Source organism: Enterobacter cloacae complex sp. IR5384 (genome assembly GCF_049237265.1).
In the GTDB taxonomy this organism is placed as follows: Bacteria; Pseudomonadota; Gammaproteobacteria; order Enterobacterales; family Enterobacteriaceae; genus Enterobacter; species Enterobacter cloacae.
This window is the reverse complement of record NZ_JBMKHJ010000018.1, coordinates 36724-57474: the sequence shown is the minus strand read 5'-3', so window position 1 is coordinate 57474 and position 20751 is coordinate 36724. Positions and strand designations below refer to the sequence as shown.

Here is a 20751-nt window from a genome sequence, read left to right as displayed (position 1 = left end):
CCTGACAGGTAAAGTTATGCAAAAATCGGTCTTAATTACAGGATGTTCCAGCGGAATTGGTCTTGAAAGCGCGCTCGAATTAAAGCGTCAGGGATTTCAGGTGCTGGCGGCCTGCCGTAAACCTGACGATGTGGAACGCCTCAACGGGATGGGGTTCACCAGCGTGTTGCTGGATCTGGACTCACCGGAAAGCGTTGAACGCGCCGCAGATGAGGTGATCGCCCTTACCGGCAACCGTCTGTACGGTCTGTTCAATAATGCCGGTTACGGTCTCTATGGCCCGCTGAATACGATCTCCCGCGAACAGCTTGAACAACAGTTTTCCAGCAACTTTTTCGGTGTGCATCAGCTCACCATGCGCCTGCTTCCGGCGATGCTGCCTCACGGTGAAGGGCGTATCGTGATGACCTCCTCGGTGATGGGGCTGATTTCTACCCCCGGCCGCGGCGCGTATGCCGCCAGCAAATATGCGCTGGAAGCATGGTCGGACGCCCTGCGCATGGAGTTGCGTCACAGCGGGATTAAGGTGAGCCTGATTGAACCCGGCCCCATCCGCACCCGTTTTACGGATAACGTCAACCAGACGCAGGCGGACAAACCGGTCGAAAACCCCGGCATCGCCGCACGTTTTACTCTTGGGCCGGAAGCGGTTGTCGCGAAAGTGCGCCATGCTTTTGAGAGCGATAACCCAAAAATGCGCTATCCGGTAACGCTGGTCACCCATGCCGTAGGCTGGTTAAAACGTCTGCTGCCGGGCCGGATGATGGACAAAATTTTACACGGTTGAGTTGAAGCGACGACGCTCACCCCCATGTAAATAACAAACCGATAAAAGAGAATACCGCATGTCCGTACAGAATATCGTCAATATTACTGAAGCAAACCTGCAACAGGTCCTCGAACAGTCGATGGTTAAACCGGTACTGTTCTACTTCTGGTCTGAACGCAGCCAACACTGTCTGCAGCTGACGCCGGTCCTCGAAAGCCTTGCCGCACAATACAATGGCCAGTTTATTCTCGCCAAACTGGACTGCGATGCAGAACCCATGGTGGCCTCACAGTTTGGCCTGCGCGCCATCCCCACGGTCTATCTTTTCCAGAATGGACAGCCTGTTGATGGCTTCCAGGGACCGCAGCCTGAAGAGGCGATCCGCGCCCTGCTGGATAAAGTGCTGCCGCGTGAGGAGGAGCTAAAAGCGCAGGAAGCCATGGCGCTGATGCAGGAAGGTAAATACGACGAAGCCCTGCCGCTGTTGAAAGACGCCTGGCAGCTCTCTAAGCAGAACAGCCAGATTGGCCTGCTGCTGGCTGAAACGCAGATTGCCCTGCACCGCTCAGAAGATGCTGAAGCCGTGCTAAAAACGATCCCGTTGCAGGATCAGGACACCCGCTATCAGGGCCTGGTGGCGCAAATTGATCTGCTGAAACAGGCGGCGGATACCCCGGAAATCCAGCAACTCCAGCAGCAGGTTGCCGATAACCCGGCCGACGCAGCGCTGGCAAGCCAGCTGGCACTCCAGCTGCATCAGGTGGGTCGAAATGAAGAGGCCCTGGAACTGCTGTTCAGCCACCTGCAAAACGATCTGGCTGCCGCAGACGGTCAGGCGCGGAAAATGTTCCAGGAGATCCTGGCCGCACTGGGTACCGGCGATGCGCTGGCGTCGAAGTACCGTCGTCAGCTGTACGCGCTGCTCTACTAAAAAAAATGCCCGGTGGCGCTCACGCTTACCGGGCCTACACAAACAGGCTTAATCCGCTTTTTTTAGCTGTGTGACCACCAGCTGGTGGCGCTCGTTGTAGAACTTCCTATACGTCAGATAACAGGCAATGATGGTCGACAGGCTCGCCGTGGAGAGCAGCATAAAGGTCACCATGATCTGATATTTGATCGCTTTTACCGGATCAATGCCAGCGAAGATCAGCCCTGACATCATCCCCGGCAGACTCACCAGTCCGACCGTTTTCGCCGAATCCACCGTGGGGATCAGCGACGCGCGGATACTCTCACGAATCAGCCGCGCCGACGCCACTTTAGGCGTGGCCCCCAGGCTTAACTTCTCCTGCAGCTTCTGTTGCTCACTGCTGAAGCGCTGGCCAAGGTTGTTGTAGCACAGCCCTACCGCCACCATGGCGTTCCCGGCGATCATCCCGGAGATGGGGATCACCTGCATCGGCGTAAACTCAATAGAGCCAGATAGCACCAGCACCGCCAGCGTCAGCGCGGTCCCGGTCGTAATGGCAATAAATGACGAGACAAACGCCTTATCGATATATTTGCTGCGCTTCTGAGCATTCCACGCTGCGTTGAAGCAGATAAACAGCACCATCAGCAGCGTAAGCACCGCGTGGTTGACGTTAAAGATGTACTTCAGCACATAGCCAACGATGATGAGCTGAATCACCGCGCGGCAGATGCTCCAGAGAATATCTTTCTCCAGCCCCAGCTTTTCCCGGTAGCTCACAAAAATCGCCACCAGTACCAGCACCATCGAAAACGCCAGCGATGCGTTGGTGATATTATGCTCACCCATGGTTTGCCTCCTGCCATTTCCCACCCTGCGGCTGCAGCGTGATGACATCATCCGCATGGGCAATTTCATTTGCGTCGTGCGTCACCCACAGCACGGCAATATTTTGTTCACTGGCGTAGCGATGGATGATGTCGTTCACGTTGCGCTTGTTGGCCTCATCCAGCGCGCTGGTGATCTCGTCCAGCAGCAGCACCTTAGGTAAAAACTGCAGGTTACGAATCAGCGAAACGCGCTGCTTTTCGCCCCCGGAGAGCTCATTAATGGATTTGGTCAATGTCTCTTGTGCCAGGCCAAAGCGGGCCAGGTCAGCGATAAATTTATTCGGCTCCGGCGTTTGCTGGCGAATCTGCCACGGGAAGATCAGGTTGTCATAGACCGTTTCGCCGAACAGTGAAGGGGTCTGTACACAATAAGAGACCTGCTGGCGATAGCGTTCCGGGGAGAGGGTCGCAATATCGTGGCCCTCAAACAGAACGGTTCCCTCCGTAGGACTTAGCAGTGAAGCCACAATTTTCAATAACGTGCTTTTGCCGCAGCCTGACGGCCCGGTGATTAATTTAAACTCGCCCGGTGAAAGGCAAAATTCGACGTGCTGAAGGATCGTATTTCCCCCAACACGAAATCCGACATCCCTGAGATGTAATATGTTTTTTTGATCGTTCATTCCGCTTCCGTTAACCGCTTCTGGTAAAAATCGTCTGTAGCATAATCCTTTGTCCCTTCCCAGCCTATTTTCAGAGGCGAATTTCAGCCCGATAGCCGATATACTTATGAACAATAAACATGCATTTTTACTCATCAACAGCATGCAAAACAGGAGGTTTTTATGCTTATCGTTGTTCCTGTCCTTATATTCGTTGCGCTGGTTATTGTGGGCGCCGGGGTCAAAATTGTCCCGCAGGGATATCAGTGGACCGTTGAACGCTTCGGCCGCTACACCAATACACTCCAGCCAGGCTTGAGCCTGATTGTTCCCTTCATGGACAGAATTGGTCGCAAGATCAATATGATGGAACAAGTGTTGGATATCCCCTCGCAGGAAGTTATTTCGAAGGATAACGCCAACGTCACCATCGATGCCGTCTGTTTTATTCAGGTAATTGATGCGCCCAAAGCCGCCTATGAGGTGAGCAACCTGGAGCTAGCGATTGTTAATCTGACGATGACCAACATCCGTACGGTACTCGGCTCTATGGAGCTGGACGAAATGCTCTCTCAGCGTGACAGCATCAACACCCGTCTGCTGCACATTGTTGATGAAGCGACAAACCCGTGGGGCATTAAAGTCACCCGCATTGAAATCCGGGACGTTCGCCCACCTGCGGAGCTTATCGCTTCGATGAACGCCCAGATGAAGGCAGAACGAACCAAGCGCGCCTATATTCTGGAAGCCGAAGGGGTGCGTCAGGCGGAGATCCTGAAAGCAGAAGGGGAAAAACAGTCGCAAATTCTGAAAGCGGAAGGGGATCGCCAGTCTGCTTTCTTGCAGGCAGAGGCGCGTGAACGTTCTGCCGAAGCGGAAGCCCGCGCAACCCAGATGGTATCCGAGGCCATTGCCGCCGGTGACATCCAGGCCGTGAACTACTTTGTCGCGCAAAAATATACCGATGCGCTGAAAGAGATCGGCTCGGCAAATAACAGCAAAGTGGTGATGATGCCGCTGGATGCCAGCAGTCTGATGGGCTCCATCGCCGGGATTGCTGAACTTATCAAAGACAGCGGAAATGAGCGCAAAAAATGATTGAGCTGATCGTCGCACATCCTCATGCTTTCTGGCTAAGCCTGGGTGGCTTACTGCTGGCCGCAGAGATGCTTGGTGGCAACGGTTATCTGCTCTGGAGCGGTGTGGCCGCGGTGATTACCGGGCTGCTGGTCTGGCTGCTCCCCCTGGACTGGGCGTGGCAGGGCGCGCTGTTTGCCGTGCTGACGCTGGTGGCCGCCTGGCTGTGGTGGCGCTGGCTGAACCGTCAGGTTAACGAGCAAAAACCGCTGGATACCCATCTCAATCAGCGTGGACAGCAGATCGTCGGCCAGCGCTTTACGCTTGAGACCGCGCTGGTGAACGGCCGCGGACATATGCGCGTGGGCGATAGCTCCTGGCCGGTGGTGGCCGACGATGACCTCAGCGCCGGGACGCGGGTTGAGGTCATCGCGGTGGAAGGGATTACGCTTCGGGTGAAAGCCTGCTAAGCCTGCGCCTTACGATGACAGCAGCCGGCAAGATTATCGATAATCGGGCAGTCGGCGCTGTCATCTCCCGGACAGGATTCCGCCAGCGCCAGCAGCTGCTTGCGCATCGCTTCCAGTTCCGTAATGTGCCGTTCAATCTCCGCCACTTTTTCCAGCGTCCGTTTTTTTACATCTGCGCTGTGGCGTTTTGGATCGTTGAACAGATTCACCAGCTCACCGCACTCTTCAAGGTTAAAACCCACCTGACGCGCCTGACGCAGTAAGGTCAGCTCGTCCAGATGCAGTTGCGTGTAGCTACGGTAGCCATTTTCGCTGCGCAGCGGCGGCGTCACCAGCCCCTTCTCTTCATAAAAGCGGATGGCTTTGCTGGTCAATCCGGTTTTTTTCGCAACATCGCTGATATTCACATTTCCCCCTTGACCTTCCCCTTGATGGAAGGTTTAACCTTCATAACAGTTAGCGAAAAGCGTTACTCCGGTCAACAACTGACCAGTTCATTATACGGGAGTTTTGTTATGTCTCACACAATTGACCTGACACTGGACGGCCTCTCCTGCGGCCACTGTGTCAAACGCGTTAAAGAAAGTCTGGAACAGCGTCCTGATGTCGAAAGCGCTGACGTCACTATCGATCACGCCGCCGTCACCGGCAGCGCCAGTGCGCAAGCGCTGATTGATACCATCAAACAGGCAGGTTATGGGGCGGAGCTGAGCCACCCAAAGGCTAAACCGCTGGCAGAGTCATCATCCCCGTCGGAAGCACTGACAGCGGCCACTCCTGAGCTTCCGGCAGCTGATGATATCGATGACAGCCAACAGCTGCTGATCAACGGCATGAGCTGCGCCAGCTGCGTCTCCCGGGTGCAAAATGCCTTGCAGGCGGTACCCGGAGTCGCGCAGGCACGGGTCAATCTTGCGGAGCGTACTGCGCTGGTCATGGGCAGTGCCTCCGCCGCAGAATTAGTGCTGGCCGTTGAAAAAGCGGGCTATGGCGCAGAGGCCATCGAAGATGATGCCAAACGCCGTGAACGTCAGCAGGAAACGGCCATCGCCACCATGAAACGCTTCCGCTGGCAGGCCATTGTTGCGCTGCTGGTCGGGATCCCGGTGATGGTGTGGGGCATGATCGGTGACAACATGATGGTCACCGACGACAACCGCACGCTGTGGCTGGTCATTGGTATCATTACGCTTGGTGTAATGGTATTTGCAGGCGGACATTTCTACTCCAGCGCCTGGAAGAGCCTGAAAAACCGCACCGCAACCATGGATACGCTGGTGGCACTCGGCACGGGTGCGGCATGGCTCTACTCCATGAGCGTGAACGTCTGGCCACAGTGGTTCCCGATGGAAGCCCGCCATCTCTATTATGAAGCGAGCGCGATGATCATCGGCCTGATTAACCTGGGCCATATGCTGGAAGCCCGTGCCCGTCAGCGCTCCTCAAAGGCGCTGGAGCGGCTGCTGGATTTAACCCCCCCGACCGCCCGCGTGGTCACTGACGACGGAGAAAAAAGCGTTCCTCTGGCCGAGGTTCAGCCCGGTATGACGCTGCGTCTGACCACCGGTGACCGCGTTCCCGTGGACGGAGACATTACGCAGGGCGAAGCCTGGTTTGACGAAGCGATGCTCACCGGGGAACCCATTCCGCAGCAGAAATCACAGGGTGATGGCGTGCATGCCGGTACGGTGGTGCAGGACGGCAGCGTGCTGTTCACCGCCAGTGCAGTGGGAAGCCACACCACGCTGTCCCGTATTATCCGCATGGTGCGCCAGGCACAGAGCAGTAAGCCTGAAATAGGTCAGCTGGCCGATAAAATCTCCGCCATTTTTGTGCCGGTGGTGGTGGGCATTGCGCTGCTGAGCGCGGCTATCTGGTATTTCTTCGGCCCGGCGCCGCAAATTGTCTATACCCTGGTGATCGCCACCACGGTACTGATTATCGCCTGTCCTTGCGCGCTCGGCCTTGCGACGCCGATGTCGATTATCTCCGGCGTGGGACGCGCCGCCGAGTTTGGCGTGCTGGTGCGTGATGCCGACGCCCTGCAACGCGCCAGCACTCTCGACACGCTGGTCTTTGATAAAACCGGTACCCTGACCGAAGGTAAACCGCAGGTTGTATCCGTGCATACCTCAGGCTTCGCGGAGGCTGACGCGCTGCGTCTCGCCGCGGCCCTGGAACAAGGCTCCAGCCACCCGCTGGCGCGAGCCATCATTGAGAAAGCCGGTGAGGCCAGCCTGCCGCAGGTGAACAACTTCCGCACCCTGCGCGGATTAGGCGTCAGCGGTGAGGCCGAAGGACACACACTGCTGCTGGGTAACCAGGCCCTGATGAATGAAAACGGCATAGCAACTTCAGCGCTGGAAAGTGAACTGAATGCCCAGGCATCGCAGGGCGCAACCCCTGTGCTGCTTGCGGTGGACGGTCATATTGCGGCCCTGCTGGCCGTGCGCGATCCGTTACGTCAGGACAGTGTGGATGCCTTACAACGACTGCACCGCGCGGGCTACCGTCTGGTGATGTTAACCGGGGATAACCCAACCACGGCCAACGCCATCGCCAGAGAGGCGGGGATCGATGAAGTCATTGCCGGTGTCCTGCCGGACGGCAAAGCGGACGCCATTAAAACGCTGCAACAGCAGGGGCGCCAGGTCGCGATGGTTGGCGACGGTATTAACGATGCGCCTGCGCTGGCACAGGCAGAGGTGGGGATTGCCATGGGAAGCGGGAGCGACGTTGCCATTGAGACGGCAGCCATCACACTGATGCGACACAGCCTGATGGGTGTTGCCGATGCGCTGGCGATTTCGAAAGCCACGTTGCGCAACATGAAGCAGAACCTGCTGGGTGCGTTTATCTATAACTCGCTCGGTATCCCGATTGCTGCCGGCATTCTGTGGCCCCTGACCGGTACGCTGCTTAACCCGGTGGTCGCAGGTGCAGCGATGGCGCTCTCCTCCATTACCGTGGTGAGTAACGCCAACCGTCTGCTGCGCTTTAAACCGAAAGCGTAATACGTTGTAGGCCGGGGAAGCGCAGCGCCACCCGGCTTTTTTGCCTGATGGCGCTGCGCGTATCAGGCTTACGAAACGTGCCGACGTTCACCTGTTGCGCCGCCCTTCCCCACGCGTTAGCATGAACCTTTCCGTTTATGGAGCGCGTATGAGTCTGTTTCGCCGTATAAAAACATCGTTTCGCGCCCTCTTCCCCCGCCGTTATACCTGGCCCGGAATGGATATTTCGCTCCCCGGCGGTCAGCATCTGCACCTGGTGGGCAGCATACATATGGGCACGCAGGATATGTCCCCGCTACCCTCTGGTCTGTTATCCCTCCTGAAGCAGGCCGATGCGCTGGTGGTTGAGGCGGATATTTCAGGCCACGAGTCTCCCTTTGCCGGTCTGGAGAGCGATCTCACCCTGGCCGACCGTCTGGACGAGGCTCAGCTCGCCGAACTGACGCGCGTGGCGGATGAAACCGGCGTTTCGCTCTCGATGCTGGACACCCTGCCGCTCTGGCAGATTGCCATGATATTACAGGCGACGCAGGCGCAGCGTCTGGGTCTGCGCGGTGATTACGGTATTGATTACCAGCTGCTGAATGCAGCCCGGGCACGCCGTCTGCCGATCATTGAGCTGGAAGGTACCGATAGCCAGATTGCCCTCCTTCGCCAGCTGCCTGATGACGGTCTCATTCTTCTTGATGATACGCTAACGCACTGGCATACCAACGCCCGTCTGCTGCAAACCATGATTGGCTGGTGGCTGGATGCCCCGCCTGCTGAGGGGAAATTAACGCTGCCATCGACGTTCAGTGAATCGCTGTATGATGTGCTGATGAATGCACGCAATGCGGCATGGCGGCAGACGCTGCATGCGTTACCTGCTGGGCATTACGTGGTTGCAGTGGGGGCATTACATTTGTACGGAGAAGGGAATTTGCCGTCGCTGCTGAAATAAAAAAATGGCCAATATTTCTATTGGCCCGTCAAAGAGGAATTTCATCGTTTTTATTATGCCGAAGGAGACCTTCGGTTGAGCCGATTGTCGCTCAAAGTGACCATCACTGCCAATACTATTGCGCAAGATGGTGCTATTTTTTAGACAAACGTCAGGCGTATGCTGTCAGCATGAATTGTCTGTCGTAAGAAGGATAGCTATGACTCCCGCCGTTAAATTACTCGAAAAAAACAAAATTTCTTTCCGGATCCACACTTACGATCACGATCCGAACGAAACCAATTTTGGTGATGAAGTGGTGCGCAAACTGGGGCTGAACGCCGACCAGGTCTATAAAACGCTGCTGGTGGCCGTGAATGGCGATATGAAGCATCTCGCCGTCGCGGTCACGCCCGTGGCTGGTCAACTGGACCTGAAGAAAGTGGCCAAAGCGCTGGGAGCGAAAAAGGTAGATATGGCAGACCCAATGGTTGCGCAACGCACCACGGGTTATCTGGTGGGCGGGATCAGCCCGCTCGGACAGAAAAAACGCCTGCCAACGCTGATTGACGCCCCTTCTCAGGAATTTGAAACCATCTATATTTCCGGCGGCAAGCGCGGGCTGGATATCGAACTGGCCGCAGGCGATCTGGCCAAAATGCTGGATGCGAAGTTTGCGGATATTGCGCGCCGGGATTAAAAGAAAAAGCCGGGTGGCGGCTGCGAGGTAAAAGCAAAACGGTAACAGACGTTACCGTTTTTTGTATTCACGCCCTCTCCCGGTGGGAGAGGGTTGGGGTGAGGGCATCAGGCCGCACAACGTTACTGCCAGCTCACCTCGCCTTTCGGCTCATACGCATTCACGTCGATCGGTGAATTCTGCTCGATAAACTGCTTCAGAACCTCGGCATCAATAAAGCCGGTATTCACATAGCCCGGTTTATTATCGATGTGCGGATAACCGTCGCCGCCGGTGGCGTTAAAGCTTAAGGTTGCCAGACGGTAGGTTTTCGCGGGATCAACCGGCTCACCCTTGATTTTGAGATCGTTGAGCTTGCCGTCTTTGGCCACAAAGCTGACGTTAGCGAACTGCGGATAGGCGCCAGAGTCCGGCTTCATCTGCGCCACGGCGGTAAGGTACTCAATCACCTCTTTCCCGCTCATATCGGCATAAACCACCACGTTGCCAAACGGCTGCACCTTCAGCACATCTTTATAGGTGATATTCCCGCCTTCGATGGAATCACGGATCCCGCCGCCGCTCATCACACCAAAATCAGCGCCGGTGCGCGCGATTTGTGCCGCCAGCACCAGGTGACCCATATTGGTCTGTACGAAACGGACTTTGCTGCGGTCCCCTTCCAGACGCCCGTTCAGCGTACCGATTTTCACGTCCAGCTGCGCTTTGCCTTTATTCTGGAACGGGGTTAACAGGGAGAGCATCTGTGGGTTCTCGGGGATCTCCGGGGTGTAGAGCACGCGCTCACTTTTCGCGTCCGGATAGATCACTTTTTTCTTCAGGTTGACCGGGATGAGCTGATAATGCACCAGTTTCATCTCGCCGTTACGGAACTCAAAGTCGGCACGGCCAACGTATTTACCCCACTCGTGCGCCTGCACAATCCAGATCCCGTTCTGACGGTCTGGTGCACACGGCGTGCCCGGAACATAATCCACCTGCTTTTTATTCTCCGAGGCCATGCACACCGGATCTTGTGAGTGACCACCCACAATCATTGCCAGCGAGCCCGCAGGGAGGCTGCGCGCCATTTCAACGTCGCCCGGTGCGTTAGAACCATGCTCGCCGTTGTCGTAATGTCCCATATGGGTGGTGGCGATGATCACGTCCGGTTTTTCATTTTGCTGCAACTCCTGAATCACCAGCTTCGCTTCGTCTGCCGGTTTACGGAATTCGATATCGGTAAAGAACTCAGGGTTGCCAATTTTTGCCGTATCGTCCGTGGTGAGGCCAATCACCGCGATTTTCAGATCCTGACGCTTAAACAGCGCCCACGGTTTAAACAGGCGTTCACCGGTGCTTTTCTGATAGATATTGGCGGAGAGGAACGGGAATTTGGACCATTTTTCCTGCTGGCGCAGCACGCTCAGCGGGTTATCAAACTCGTGGTTTCCAACGGCCATCGCATCGTAACCGATTAAATTCATGCCGCGAAAATCAGGCTCGGCATCCTGTAAATCGGACTCCGGCACGCCGGTATTGATATCGCCCCCCGATAACAGCAGCACGCTGCCCCCTTCGGCGGCAACCTCTTTACGAATGCCATCCACCAGCGTTTTTTGCGCGGAGAGACCATATTCGCCGTACTCGCTGCGCCAGAAATGGCCGTGGTGATCGTTGGTATGCAGGATCGTAATTTTATACGTTTTGTCTTTTTCATACGCCTGTGCGGGCAGGCTTGCCAGACCCCAGGCGGCGAGCAGCGCCAACGCGACGCCATGCTTCATTAACTTCATCTTCTCTCTCCCTGACCAATAGACAAACGCAAAAATTACAGTGAGTAACAAGAATAGACAAATAAGTTTTCATAATTGCGACTTTCTTCAAATGTCGCTGGCAGGTATGTTAGTTGGATAATAATTACCCCCTGCATTTTTCATCACTAACGACGTGGTATTTATGGCAATCAGTGAATCAACCCAGCCCGTTTCGGGCGCGCCGGCGTCGCCGCCACCCTCGCGCACCTCATTTAAAGTCTTAGGCGCTATTAGCCTCTCCCATCTGCTCAACGACATGATCCAGTCGCTGATCCTGGCGATTTACCCGCTGCTGCAATCCGAGTTTTCATTAACCTTCGTGCAGATCGGGATGATCACCCTGACCTTCCAGCTGGCCTCTTCGCTACTGCAACCGATCGTCGGTTACTGGACGGATAAATATCCGATGCCGTGGTCGCTGCCGATTGGCATGTGCTTCACCCTGAGCGGGCTGGTGCTGCTGGCTATGGCGGGCAGTTTTGAAGCGGTGCTGCTTGCCGCCGCGCTGGTGGGGACCGGCTCGTCGGTCTTCCATCCGGAGTCCTCCCGTGTGGCACGTATGGCCTCCGGCGGGCGCCACGGGCTGGCGCAATCACTCTTCCAGGTGGGCGGTAATTTTGGCAGTTCCCTCGGCCCGCTGCTGGCGGCAGTGATCATCGCCCCCTACGGCAAGGGTAACGTCGCCTGGTTTGTGCTGGCCGCCCTGCTGGCGATCGTTGTGCTCGCCCAGATCAGCCGCTGGTATGCCGCACAGCACCGCGTAAACAAAGGCAAACCAAAAGTGAAGGTTATCAATCCCCTTCCACGCAATAAGGTGATCCTGGCCGTGTCCGTGCTGCTGGTGCTGATTTTCTCGAAATATTTCTATATGGCGAGTATCAGCAGCTATTACACCTTTTACCTGATGCAAAAATTCGGATTATCGGTACAAAACGCGCAGTTCCATCTGTTTGCTTTCCTGTTTGCCGTCGCAGCAGGGACGGTGATTGGCGGGCCAGTCGGGGATAAAATTGGCCGTAAATATGTTATTTGGGGCTCTATTCTTGGTGTTGCCCCCTTTACCCTTATTTTGCCTTACGCCAGCCTTGAATGGACGGGCATTTTAACGGTAATTATTGGTTTTATTCTGGCCTCGGCGTTCTCGGCTATCCTGGTGTATGCGCAGGAGTTGTTACCGGGGCGTATTGGTATGGTTTCCGGGCTCTTCTTTGGTTTCGCCTTCGGCATGGGCGGCCTTGGTGCAGCCGTGTTAGGCATGGTTGCCGACCACACCAGTATCTTCCTGGTTTATAAAATCTGCGCTTTCCTGCCACTTCTGGGGATGTTGACCATATTCCTGCCTGATAATCGTCATAAAGCGTAATTTCATGGCTGCCAAAGTGTAATTTTGGCAGCCTGATGCCCTCATGGCATAAGGCTTTCCTGTTCATCCCTTCTCTGAATTTATCAAAACCTGCCTTTTCTTAGGCATATTGCCGTTTTATTCAAACTTCAACAATTATTCATAAACACAAGGGTAAAAATTGTCATAAACTATTACTCGGTTTTTGGTTTTCACCAAAATGGAACACCCACAACGAAAGGAGACGGAATGCACCACGCCACACCGCTTATCACCACCATTGTTGGTGGACTTGTGCTCGCTTTTATTCTCGGCATGATTGCCAATAAACTGCGTATTTCCCCTCTTGTGGGCTATCTGTTAGCCGGGGTACTGGCGGGACCGTTTACGCCTGGCTTCGTTGCGGATACCAAACTGGCACCTGAACTGGCGGAACTGGGCGTGATTCTGCTGATGTTTGGCGTGGGGCTGCATTTTTCCCTGAAGGACCTGATGGCGGTAAAGTCGATCGCCATACCGGGAGCGATCGCCCAGATAGGGGTAGCGACGCTGCTGGGCATGGCGCTTTCGGCCGTACTGGGCTGGTCGTTAATGACCGGCATCGTATTTGGGCTCTGTCTCTCAACCGCCAGTACCGTGGTGCTGCTGCGCGCGCTTGAAGAGAGGCAGCTGATAGATAGCCAGCGCGGACAAATCGCAATCGGCTGGCTGATTGTTGAAGATCTGGTGATGGTGCTGACGCTGGTCCTGCTGCCTGCCGTCGCCGGAATGATGGAAAAAGACACCCTCGGCTTTGCCTCGCTGGCGCTGGATATGAGCATCACCATCGGAAAAGTGGTGGCGTTTATCGCCATCATGATGCTGGTAGGCCGCCGTCTGGTGCCGTGGATCATGTCGCGCAGCGCGGCCACCGGCTCGCGTGAACTGTTCACCCTTTCCGTCCTTGCGCTGGCGCTGGGGATTGCCTTTGGTGCGGTGGAGCTCTTTGACGTCTCCTTTGCCCTTGGCGCGTTCTTCGCCGGGATGGTGCTGAACGAATCCGAACTGAGCCACCGAGCAGCGCACGACACCCTCCCCCTGCGTGATGCCTTCGCGGTGCTGTTCTTTGTCTCCGTCGGGATGCTGTTTGATCCGATGATTCTGGTTCAGCAGCCGCTGGCCGTACTGGGGACGCTGGCGATTATCATCTTTGGTAAGTCGGTCGCTGCCTTTTTCCTGGTGCGAATGTTCGGCCACTCACCGCGTACCGCTCTTACCATCGCCGCAAGCCTGGCACAGATTGGTGAGTTCGCCTTTATTCTGGCGGGTCTGGGGATGGCGCTGAACCTGCTGCCGCAGGCCGGGCAGAACCTGGTGCTGGCGGGAGCGATCCTCTCGATTATGCTGAACCCCGTGCTGTTCGCGCTGTTGGAAAAATATCTCGATAAAACGGAAACCCTTGAAGAGCAGACGCTCGAAGAGGCCATTGAAGAAGAGAAACAGATCCCGGTGGATATTTGCAACCACGCCCTGCTGCTCGGCTTTGGCCGCGTGGGAAGCCTGCTCGGCGAGAAGCTGATGGCGCAGGGGATCCCGCTGGTGGTGATTGAAACCTCGCGCACCCGCGTCGATGAGCTGCGAGAGCGCGGTATCCGCGCGGTGCTGGGCAATGCGGCGAACGAAGAAATTATGAACCTGGCGCATCTGGACTGCGCCCGCTGGCTGCTGCTGACCATTCCAAACGGCTACGAAGCGGGTGAGATTGTGGCCACTGCACGTGAGAAATGCCCAACGATTGAGATCATTGCCCGCGCCCATTACGACGACGAGGTGGATTACATCACCGAACGGGGTGCGAATCAGGTGGTGATGGGTGAGCGCGAAATTGCGAATACGATGCTGGCGCTGCTGGCGAAGCCGCCGGTTGAAGAAGAGGTGACGGGCTAGCTTGTGCGGCCTGATGCCCTCACCCTGACCCTCTCCCACCGGGAGAGGGAATAAACACTAAAAACGGCAACATGCGTTGCCGTTTTGCTTTTACCTGTCCCAGTACGCCTCTTCGAGGCTGTCTTCCCTTTCCGGCAGGCCACGCGTTAAGCGCGGGGAGTGCTGGTTCAGCACCTGATAACTGACGCGGTTCGCGTATTTACATACCTGCGCCAGCGACGAATAGGTGAGCCAACTGAACTTATGTTTGCTGGAATTCGGCACGTTGGTTTTGTGGTAGGCATTGGCGGTGATGTCATGCAGCAGCGCCGCCAGCGCACCGTCGCCCGCACCGTTGGTGTTCATGATCTTCTCCGGGCCGCCCATGTACGGGGCGATGTGCGAGTAGATCCGCAGCGGATTAACACAGTCTTTATAACGCATGCCACGGCTGAACTCATACTGGTTGAACTCGGCGATGGCGCCAGGCAGCAGCGGATGCTGGGTTTTGCGTTTGCTCTCTTCTTCCGTGAAGCCTGCCATATACAGCCCTACCGGTCCGGCGGTGCAGAGCACCAGATCCACCCAGTCCAGCGCTTTATCGGAGGCCAGCAGCGGATCGCTCTCGCCGGTGAGAGCCTCAGCTTCTTCTTCGTTCATCGCCAGAATCGAGACATGCTCTTTCAGGAAGGCCTGCCACCACTCCGGGTTGTCGGCAATCACAAATTTCGTTCCCAGCGTCAGGACCACCGGCACATCGTACTTTTTCGCGTACTCAATCGCCTTCATGGTGGCTTCCGGCATCGGCTCGCCCGGCTTGCAGCGCACCAGGTAGGAGGTGAGCACCAGCGCCGACGCGCCCGCAATCACCTCTTCGGGAATGCTCTCGGCACGCAGCTTGTTCATGTGGCCAGGGCTGATAGCAAAGGTACGCTCGCCGGATTCACCGATCAGCGTAAAGCAGCGGCCAATGGGGCCGTCGACACCCTGCAGATAGTTAAGATCGGTACGGCTGGAGGTATTGCACAGGTAACGGTAGGCGTAGCCACCAATTTCGATGTTGCTGCACATCACGCCGAGCAGCACTGAGCGGTCGTCTGCCAGAACGGAGTAGTTGTGCATGGTATTGCCGATGGTGCCACCGGCAAACTGATGGGTGATCAGGTTGTCACGCACCAGCTCCTGATAGAGCGCCTCAGCAACGTCGTCTTCGATTACCAGCGAGTGGCCGGCGCTCAGACCGTAACGGGCGACAAACGCATCATCCACTTTCGCTTCAATGTCCACCAGCGTCTGATCGATACCGACGACCCATGCCGCGCTGGTTTCATTTTCAGGCTGGATTTGCTGCAGGAGCGGATCGCGGGCATCAACAGGGAAGTAGTGTTTGGATTTGCGTTTACCGGGAAATTTCATGGTCTGAACTGTGCATAGAATATGGGCCGGGAATGGTAGCACAAACCCGGCCCTGAGTGCGATCAGCGGCTGTTGGTCACCAGCGAGACCATCATGTCGATATGTTCCGGAGCGTCGTTAAGTGCCGGAATGTACTCGTACTTCTCACCACCAGCCTCAAGGAAAAACTCCCGGTTTTGCACCGCGATCTCCTCCAGCGTTTCCAGGCAATCGGCCGAGAAGCCCGGGGACATTACCTGAATATGCTTCACGCCTTTCTCGCCGAGCATTTTGAGGGTTTCATCCGTATACGGTGTCAACCACGGCTCGCGACCAAAGCGCGACTGGAAAGTCATCATCACCTTCTCCGGCGGCAGGCCGAGCGCGGACACCAGCTCACGCGTGGTATCGCGACAGCGCTGCGGATAATCATCCCCTTCGTTAGCGAAACGCTGCGGAATGCCGTGATAGGACAACAGCAGCAGATCCGGCTCGCCGTGTTTTTCAAACGACGCGCGGGCACTGCTGGCAAGCGCTTTGATATAGAGTTCGTTATCGGCGTAGTCGCGTATAAAGGTCACGCCCGGAATGCGGCGGCGGGTCGCCAGAATGCGGGCCAGTTCGTCCCACACCGCAGCAACCGTCGAGCAGGAGTACTGCGGGTAGAGTGCCAGCACCACAATGTGCTCAACCCCCTGCGCGAGCAGCGCGTCGACCGCACTTTCCAGAGACGGTTTGCCATAGCTCATGCCGAGCGCGACAGGCATATCCGGCAGGCGGGCAGCCAGCGCTTTCTCCTGACGACGGCTGTAGACCATCAGCGGCGAGCCCTCTTCCATCCAGACAGACTGATAGAGTTTGGCGACGCGCGGTGAACGAATGGGCAGAATCACGCCACGCAGTAATGGCCACCACAGCAGTCTTGGGGTATCCACAACGCGCGTGTCGCTTAAAAATTGTCGCAGATAGCGTTTTACCGCTTCTGGCGTAGGTGCTTCTGGGGTGCCCAGATTGGCAAGCAGGATGCCGGTTTTCGCCTGACTCATTCACGCCTCTTAACCATTTGAATGGTTGTCAATTGTAGCGGAAATGCGTTTAAACGGAACCCATTGCTGTAATAGGTAAGATGAGAAATATTCTCACCCGGGGACCCGGGTGAGAGCAGTGCGATTAGCCGAGGATTTTTTCCAGCTCTGCACGAACGTCAGCCACGGCTTTGGTGCCGTCAACTTTCGCGTATTTGGTGTTACCCGCCTGCGCTTCTTTGGTGTAGTAGCCGATCAGCGGCGCAGTCATCTGATGGTATTCCACCAGGCGCTTACGCACGGTCTCTTCCTGATCGTCTTTACGGGTGGTCAGCTCTTCGCCGGTTACGTCGTCTTTACCTTCAACCTTAGGTGGGTTGAATTTAATGTGGTAAACGCGGCCAGAAGCAGCGTGCACGCGACGACCAACGATACGGTCAACGATCAGCTCGTCTGGTACGTCGAACTCCAGCACGTAGTCTACGTTGATGCCCGCTTCTTTCATGGCGTCAGCCTGAGGAATGGTGCGTGGGAAGCCGTCCAGCAGGAAACCGTTACGGCAGTCTTCCTGAGCAATGCGCTCTTTGACCAGAGCGATAACCAGCTCGTCGGTCACTAGTTTGCCAGCGTCCATGATGTCTTTCGCTTGTTTACCCAGCTCAGAGCCAGATTTAACAGCGGCGCGCAGCATATCACCGGTGGAGATTTGCGGAATACCGTATTTCTCCATGATGAACTGAGCCTGAGTTCCTTTACCCGCGCCCGGAGCGCCAAGCAGAATAATACGCATTGCGAAAATCCCCTCAAAAGTCGATTCAATTTTTCAAAAGCGCTAAACAATACCACCAGAACGGATGCGGCTCAAGGAAGGCGGGAGGGCTGAAACGGTTAATGGGGGGAGATTATTTGGGGGAGTGCGGTCTGGTGCCCTCACCCCGGCCCTCTCCCACGGGGAGAGGGAGAAGACCAGGGGAGGCGTGGTCAATTACGCCAGCAGCAGCGCATTCACACGTTTAATGAAGAGGTTAGGATCTTCCAGCGTGCCGCGCTCGGCCAGCAGAGACTGATCCAGCAGCAGTTCAACCCACTCGGCAAAGCGGGTTTCGTCCTGGGTATCCGCCGCGCGTTTCACCAGCGGGTGATCCGGGTTCAGCTCGAAGATATATTTCACTTCTGGCATTGCCTGACCCGCCGCGGCGAACAGTTTCGCCATCTGGGTACCCATTTCGTCCGCATCGGTAGTCACAATCGCCGGAGTATCGGTCAGACGGTGGGTGAAGCGCACCTCTTTCACACGATCGCCCAGCAGGGTTTTCACGCGCTCAACGAACGGCTCCAGGGCCTTCTCGGCTTCTTTCGCGCTTTCATCCACTTCATCCGCCAGCTTGTCGATGGATTCATCGGCTTTGGCAACAGACTGGAATGGCTTACCGTCGAACTCGGTCAGGTAGTTCATCATCCACTCGTCGATGCGGTCAGAAAGCAGCAGCACTTCGATACCTTTCTTACGCAGCAGCTCCAGGTGCGGGCTGCTCTTCGCCGCGGCGTAGCTGTCGGCGGTGATGTAGTAGATCTTCTCCTGCCCTTCTTTCATGCGGGAAATGTACTCTTCCAGCGACACGGTCTGCGCGGAGGAGTCAGTGTTCGTAGAGGCAAAGCGCAGCAGTTTGGCGATCGCTTCTACGTTCGCGGTATCTTCCGCCGGGCCTTCTTTCAGCACCAGGCCAAACTGCTTCCAGAAGGTCTGGTATTTTTCCGCGTCGTCTTTCGCCAGTTTTTCCAGCATCTGCAGCGTACGTTTGGTCAGCGCGTTACGCAGGTTGCGGGTCACGGTGCTGTCCTGCAGAATTTCACGGGAGACGTTCAGCGGCAGATCGTTGGAATCTATCAGGCCACGGACAAAGCGCAGGTAGTTCGGCATGAACTGCTCGGCGTCGTCCATGATGAAGACACGCTGAACGTAAAGCTTCAGACCATGCTTGTGATCGCGGTTCCACATATCCCACGGTGCCTGCGACGGGATATACAGCAGGCTGGTGTACTCCTGCTTACCTTCCACACGGTTATGGCTCCAGGTCAGCGGATCGGTAAAGTCGTGGGCGATGTGTTTGTAGAACTCGTTGTATTCGTCGTCCTTGATTTCAGCCTTATTGCGCGTCCACAGTGCCTGCGCCTTGTTGATTTTCTCCCAGGAGACCACGGTTTCACCGTCTTTCTCTTCCTGTTTTTCAATCTCAACCGGCAGGGCAATGTGGTCGGAATATTTGCTGATGATGGAGCGCACGCGCCAGTCGTTCAGGAAATCGTCTTCGCCTTCGCGCAGGTGCAGGGTGATTTCGGTGCCGCGATCCGCTTTGGTGATGTCATCAACGGTGTATTCACCTTCACCTTTAGATTCCCAGAACACCCCGTTTTCCGCGCTGTCGCCCGCCGCACGTGTACGCACGGTCACTTTGTCCGCCACGATAAACGCCGAATAGAAGCCCACGCCGAACTGGCCGATCAGCTGGCTGTCTTTCGCCTGGTCAGAGCCCATTGATTCCAGGAACGCTTTGGTCCCGGATTTGGCGATAGTCCCGAGGTGGTCGATCACCTCGTCGCGGTTCATGCCGATGCCGTTATCGGCGATGGTCAGGGTACGGTTCTCTTTATTGAAAGAGACGCGCACGCGCAGCTCGCCGTCGCCTTCATACAGATCCGGGTTAGACAGCGCGCGGAAACGCAGCTTGTCCGCCGCATCGGAGGCGTTGGAAATCAGCTCACGCAGGAAGATTTCTTTGTTGGAATACAGGGAATGGATCATCAGGTGCAGAAGCTGTTTTACTTCTGACTGGAAACCACGGGTTTCTTGTCCTTTCATCTAAGTCGACCTCAACAATGCCATTTAATGGGGTTGTAAAACGTTGAGGGAGAGATGGGGATAAGCAGGGAAATTTTCAAGCGGAGGCTGCGAATGCCGCCTCCGTTTGGTCAGAAAATAATCTTGTGACGTCCGGCCAGAGAGTGCGACAGCGTGGTGCCGTCAACCATCTCCAGCTCGCCGCCAACCGGCACGCCGTGAGCGATACGGCTGGCGTCAACACCGTACTGCGCGCACAGCTCGGCGATGTAGTTGGCGGTTGCCTCCCCTTCCACCGTGGGGTTGGTGGCGAGGATCACCTCTTTGATGGTCTCGGACTCCAGACGCTGTTCAAGGCGATCAAGACCGATATCATCCGGGCCAATACCGTCCAGCGGGGAGAGATGCCCCATCAGCACGAAATAGCGGCCAGAAAACTGCCCGGTTTGTTCGATGGCATAGATGTCCGCCGGACTCTCCACCACGCAAATCTGACCGTTCTCCTGACGACGCGGATTCGAGCAAATATTACAGACGTCCTGCTCGGTAAAAGTACGGCAATCCGCACAGTGACCAATCTCTGACATGGCGCGGGTCAGAGCCTGCGCCAGGCGCATCCCGCCGCTGCGGTCGCGCTGCAATAGCGTAAACGCCATACGCTGCGCCGACTTCGGGCCTACGCCCGGCAGGCAGCGCAACGCTTCCATTAACTGCGTGAGCAGCGGACTGGTTTGCATCAGAACGGCATCTTGAAGCCCGGCGGCAGTTGCATACCGCTGGATACAGAGGCCATTTTCTCTTTCTGGGTTTCGTCGATACGGCGAGCGGCATCGTTGAACGCGGCTGCAACCAGATCTTCCAGCATCTCTTTGTCGTCTTCGAGCAGGCTTGGATCGATTTCAACGCGGCGGCAGTTATGCGCACCGTTGATGGTCACCTTGACCAGACCGGCACCGGATTCACCCGTGACTTCCAGCTGAGCGATCTCTTCCTGCATCTTCTGCATTTTTTCCTGCATCTGCTGAGCCTGCTTCATCAGGCCACCCAGACCGCCTTTTCCACCAAACATAGGCTTCTCTCTCTTTCACGTTT

General features: G+C 56.1%; 19 protein-coding genes. 9 read left to right on the top strand and 10 right to left on the bottom strand.

All coding sequences use genetic code 11. From position 1 onward, the window contains the following. Positions 1 to 16: 16 nt before the first annotated feature. Together ACOTX3_RS15570 and ACOTX3_RS15565 are read left to right on the top strand one after the other, a co-directional pair. A complete protein-coding gene (locus ACOTX3_RS15570; RefSeq protein ID WP_013095912.1) occupies positions 17 to 787 on the top strand; it encodes an SDR family oxidoreductase in 771 nt (256 codons plus the stop codon). A gap of 58 nt (positions 788 to 845) precedes the next feature. Next, positions 846 to 1700 carry a co-chaperone YbbN gene (locus ACOTX3_RS15565; protein ID WP_013095911.1) on the top strand — a complete coding sequence of 285 codons (855 nt, stop codon included), beginning with the start codon at positions 846 to 848 and terminating at the stop codon, positions 1698 to 1700. A gap of 48 nt (positions 1701 to 1748) precedes the next feature. On the opposite strand, the gene fetB is transcribed toward ACOTX3_RS15565, so the two are convergent. Together fetB and fetA are read right to left on the bottom strand one after the other, a co-directional pair. Beyond that, entirely contained in the window at positions 1749 to 2531 is a 783-nt protein-coding gene (gene fetB, locus ACOTX3_RS15560) for an iron efflux ABC transporter permease subunit FetB (RefSeq protein WP_013095910.1), read from the bottom strand. Next, entirely contained in the window at positions 2524 to 3195 is a 672-nt protein-coding gene (gene fetA, locus ACOTX3_RS15555) for an iron efflux ABC transporter ATP-binding subunit FetA (RefSeq protein ID WP_013095909.1), read from the bottom strand. The genes fetB and fetA overlap by 8 nt, the downstream gene beginning before the upstream one ends. Positions 3196 to 3357: 162 nt before the next feature. Here fetA and ACOTX3_RS15550 point away from each other — a divergent pair, with 162 nt between their 5' ends. Together ACOTX3_RS15550 and ACOTX3_RS15545 are read left to right on the top strand one after the other, a co-directional pair. Next, entirely contained in the window at positions 3358 to 4272 is a 915-nt protein-coding gene (locus tag ACOTX3_RS15550; RefSeq protein ID WP_008499312.1) for an SPFH domain-containing protein, read from the top strand. Continuing rightward, positions 4269 to 4721, top strand: a complete 453-nt coding sequence (locus ACOTX3_RS15545) for an NfeD family protein (RefSeq protein WP_020685017.1) — start codon at positions 4269 to 4271, stop codon at positions 4719 to 4721. Before ACOTX3_RS15550 ends, ACOTX3_RS15545 begins: the two co-directional genes overlap by 4 nt. Here ACOTX3_RS15545 and cueR read toward each other — a convergent pair. Continuing rightward, positions 4718 to 5128, bottom strand: a complete 411-nt coding sequence (cueR, locus tag ACOTX3_RS15540; protein WP_013095907.1) for a Cu(I)-responsive transcriptional regulator — start codon at positions 5126 to 5128, stop codon at positions 4718 to 4720. The genes ACOTX3_RS15545 and cueR overlap by 4 nt on opposite strands. Before the next feature lie 108 nt (positions 5129 to 5236). On the opposite strand from cueR, the gene copA reads away from it, so the two are divergent. From copA to ybaK, 3 genes are all read left to right on the top strand, one after another. Further along, on the top strand, positions 5237 to 7735 hold the full coding sequence (copA, locus tag ACOTX3_RS15535) for a copper-exporting P-type ATPase CopA (protein WP_038982812.1): 2499 nt from the start codon (positions 5237 to 5239) through the stop codon (positions 7733 to 7735). Between the two features lie 148 nt (positions 7736 to 7883). Beyond that, complete coding sequence (locus ACOTX3_RS15530) at positions 7884 to 8678, top strand: TraB/GumN family protein (protein WP_013095905.1); 795 nt, start codon at positions 7884 to 7886, stop codon at positions 8676 to 8678. A 199-nt stretch (positions 8679 to 8877) separates the two neighbouring features. Then, positions 8878 to 9357 (top strand): Cys-tRNA(Pro)/Cys-tRNA(Cys) deacylase YbaK, encoded by a 480-nt coding sequence (gene ybaK, locus ACOTX3_RS15525; RefSeq protein ID WP_010428207.1) that lies wholly within the window; start codon positions 8878 to 8880, stop codon positions 9355 to 9357. A gap of 122 nt (positions 9358 to 9479) precedes the next feature. Here the strand turns inward: ybaK and ushA are convergent, their stop codons facing one another. Continuing rightward, positions 9480 to 11132, bottom strand: coding sequence for a bifunctional UDP-sugar hydrolase/5'-nucleotidase UshA (gene ushA / locus ACOTX3_RS15520; RefSeq protein ID WP_127869189.1), 1653 nt, complete (start codon positions 11130 to 11132; stop codon positions 9480 to 9482). Between the two features lie 163 nt (positions 11133 to 11295). Between ushA and ACOTX3_RS15515 the strand changes: the two genes are divergently transcribed. Both ACOTX3_RS15515 and ybaL read left to right on the top strand, forming a co-directional pair. Continuing rightward, positions 11296 to 12516: an MFS transporter gene (locus tag ACOTX3_RS15515; protein WP_013095903.1), complete on the top strand. Its 1221-nt coding sequence runs from the start codon at positions 11296 to 11298 to the stop codon at positions 12514 to 12516. Positions 12517 to 12744: 228 nt separating this feature from the next. Then, positions 12745 to 14421 carry a YbaL family putative K(+) efflux transporter gene (gene ybaL, locus ACOTX3_RS15510; protein WP_127869190.1) on the top strand — a complete coding sequence of 559 codons (1677 nt, stop codon included), beginning with the start codon at positions 12745 to 12747 and terminating at the stop codon, positions 14419 to 14421. A gap of 90 nt (positions 14422 to 14511) precedes the next feature. Here the strand turns inward: ybaL and ACOTX3_RS15505 are convergent, their stop codons facing one another. The 6 genes from ACOTX3_RS15505 to ACOTX3_RS15480 all read right to left on the bottom strand — a co-directional run bounded on the left by ACOTX3_RS15505 (position 14512) and on the right by ACOTX3_RS15480 (position 20728). Continuing rightward, the gene (locus tag ACOTX3_RS15505) at positions 14512 to 15816 is read right to left on the bottom strand and encodes an inosine/guanosine kinase (RefSeq protein WP_020685011.1); all 1305 of its coding nucleotides are present in this window, start codon (positions 15814 to 15816) and stop codon (positions 14512 to 14514) included. Positions 15817 to 15878: 62 nt separating this feature from the next. After that, the gene (gene hemH / locus ACOTX3_RS15500) at positions 15879 to 16841 is read right to left on the bottom strand and encodes a ferrochelatase (protein ID WP_013095900.1); all 963 of its coding nucleotides are present in this window, start codon (positions 16839 to 16841) and stop codon (positions 15879 to 15881) included. 124 nt (positions 16842 to 16965) lie between these two features. Beyond that, positions 16966 to 17610: an adenylate kinase gene (gene adk, locus ACOTX3_RS15495; protein ID WP_006809841.1), complete on the bottom strand. Its 645-nt coding sequence runs from the start codon at positions 17608 to 17610 to the stop codon at positions 16966 to 16968. 195 nt (positions 17611 to 17805) lie between these two features. Then, positions 17806 to 19680 carry a molecular chaperone HtpG gene (htpG, locus tag ACOTX3_RS15490; RefSeq protein ID WP_058679160.1) on the bottom strand — a complete coding sequence of 625 codons (1875 nt, stop codon included), beginning with the start codon at positions 19678 to 19680 and terminating at the stop codon, positions 17806 to 17808. Between the two features lie 110 nt (positions 19681 to 19790). Further along, the gene (gene recR, locus ACOTX3_RS15485) at positions 19791 to 20396 is read right to left on the bottom strand and encodes a recombination mediator RecR (protein ID WP_013095898.1); all 606 of its coding nucleotides are present in this window, start codon (positions 20394 to 20396) and stop codon (positions 19791 to 19793) included. After that, positions 20396 to 20728 carry a YbaB/EbfC family nucleoid-associated protein gene (locus ACOTX3_RS15480; protein ID WP_003858972.1) on the bottom strand — a complete coding sequence of 111 codons (333 nt, stop codon included), beginning with the start codon at positions 20726 to 20728 and terminating at the stop codon, positions 20396 to 20398. The genes recR and ACOTX3_RS15480 overlap by 1 nt, the downstream gene beginning before the upstream one ends. Positions 20729 to 20751 lie beyond the last annotated feature (23 nt).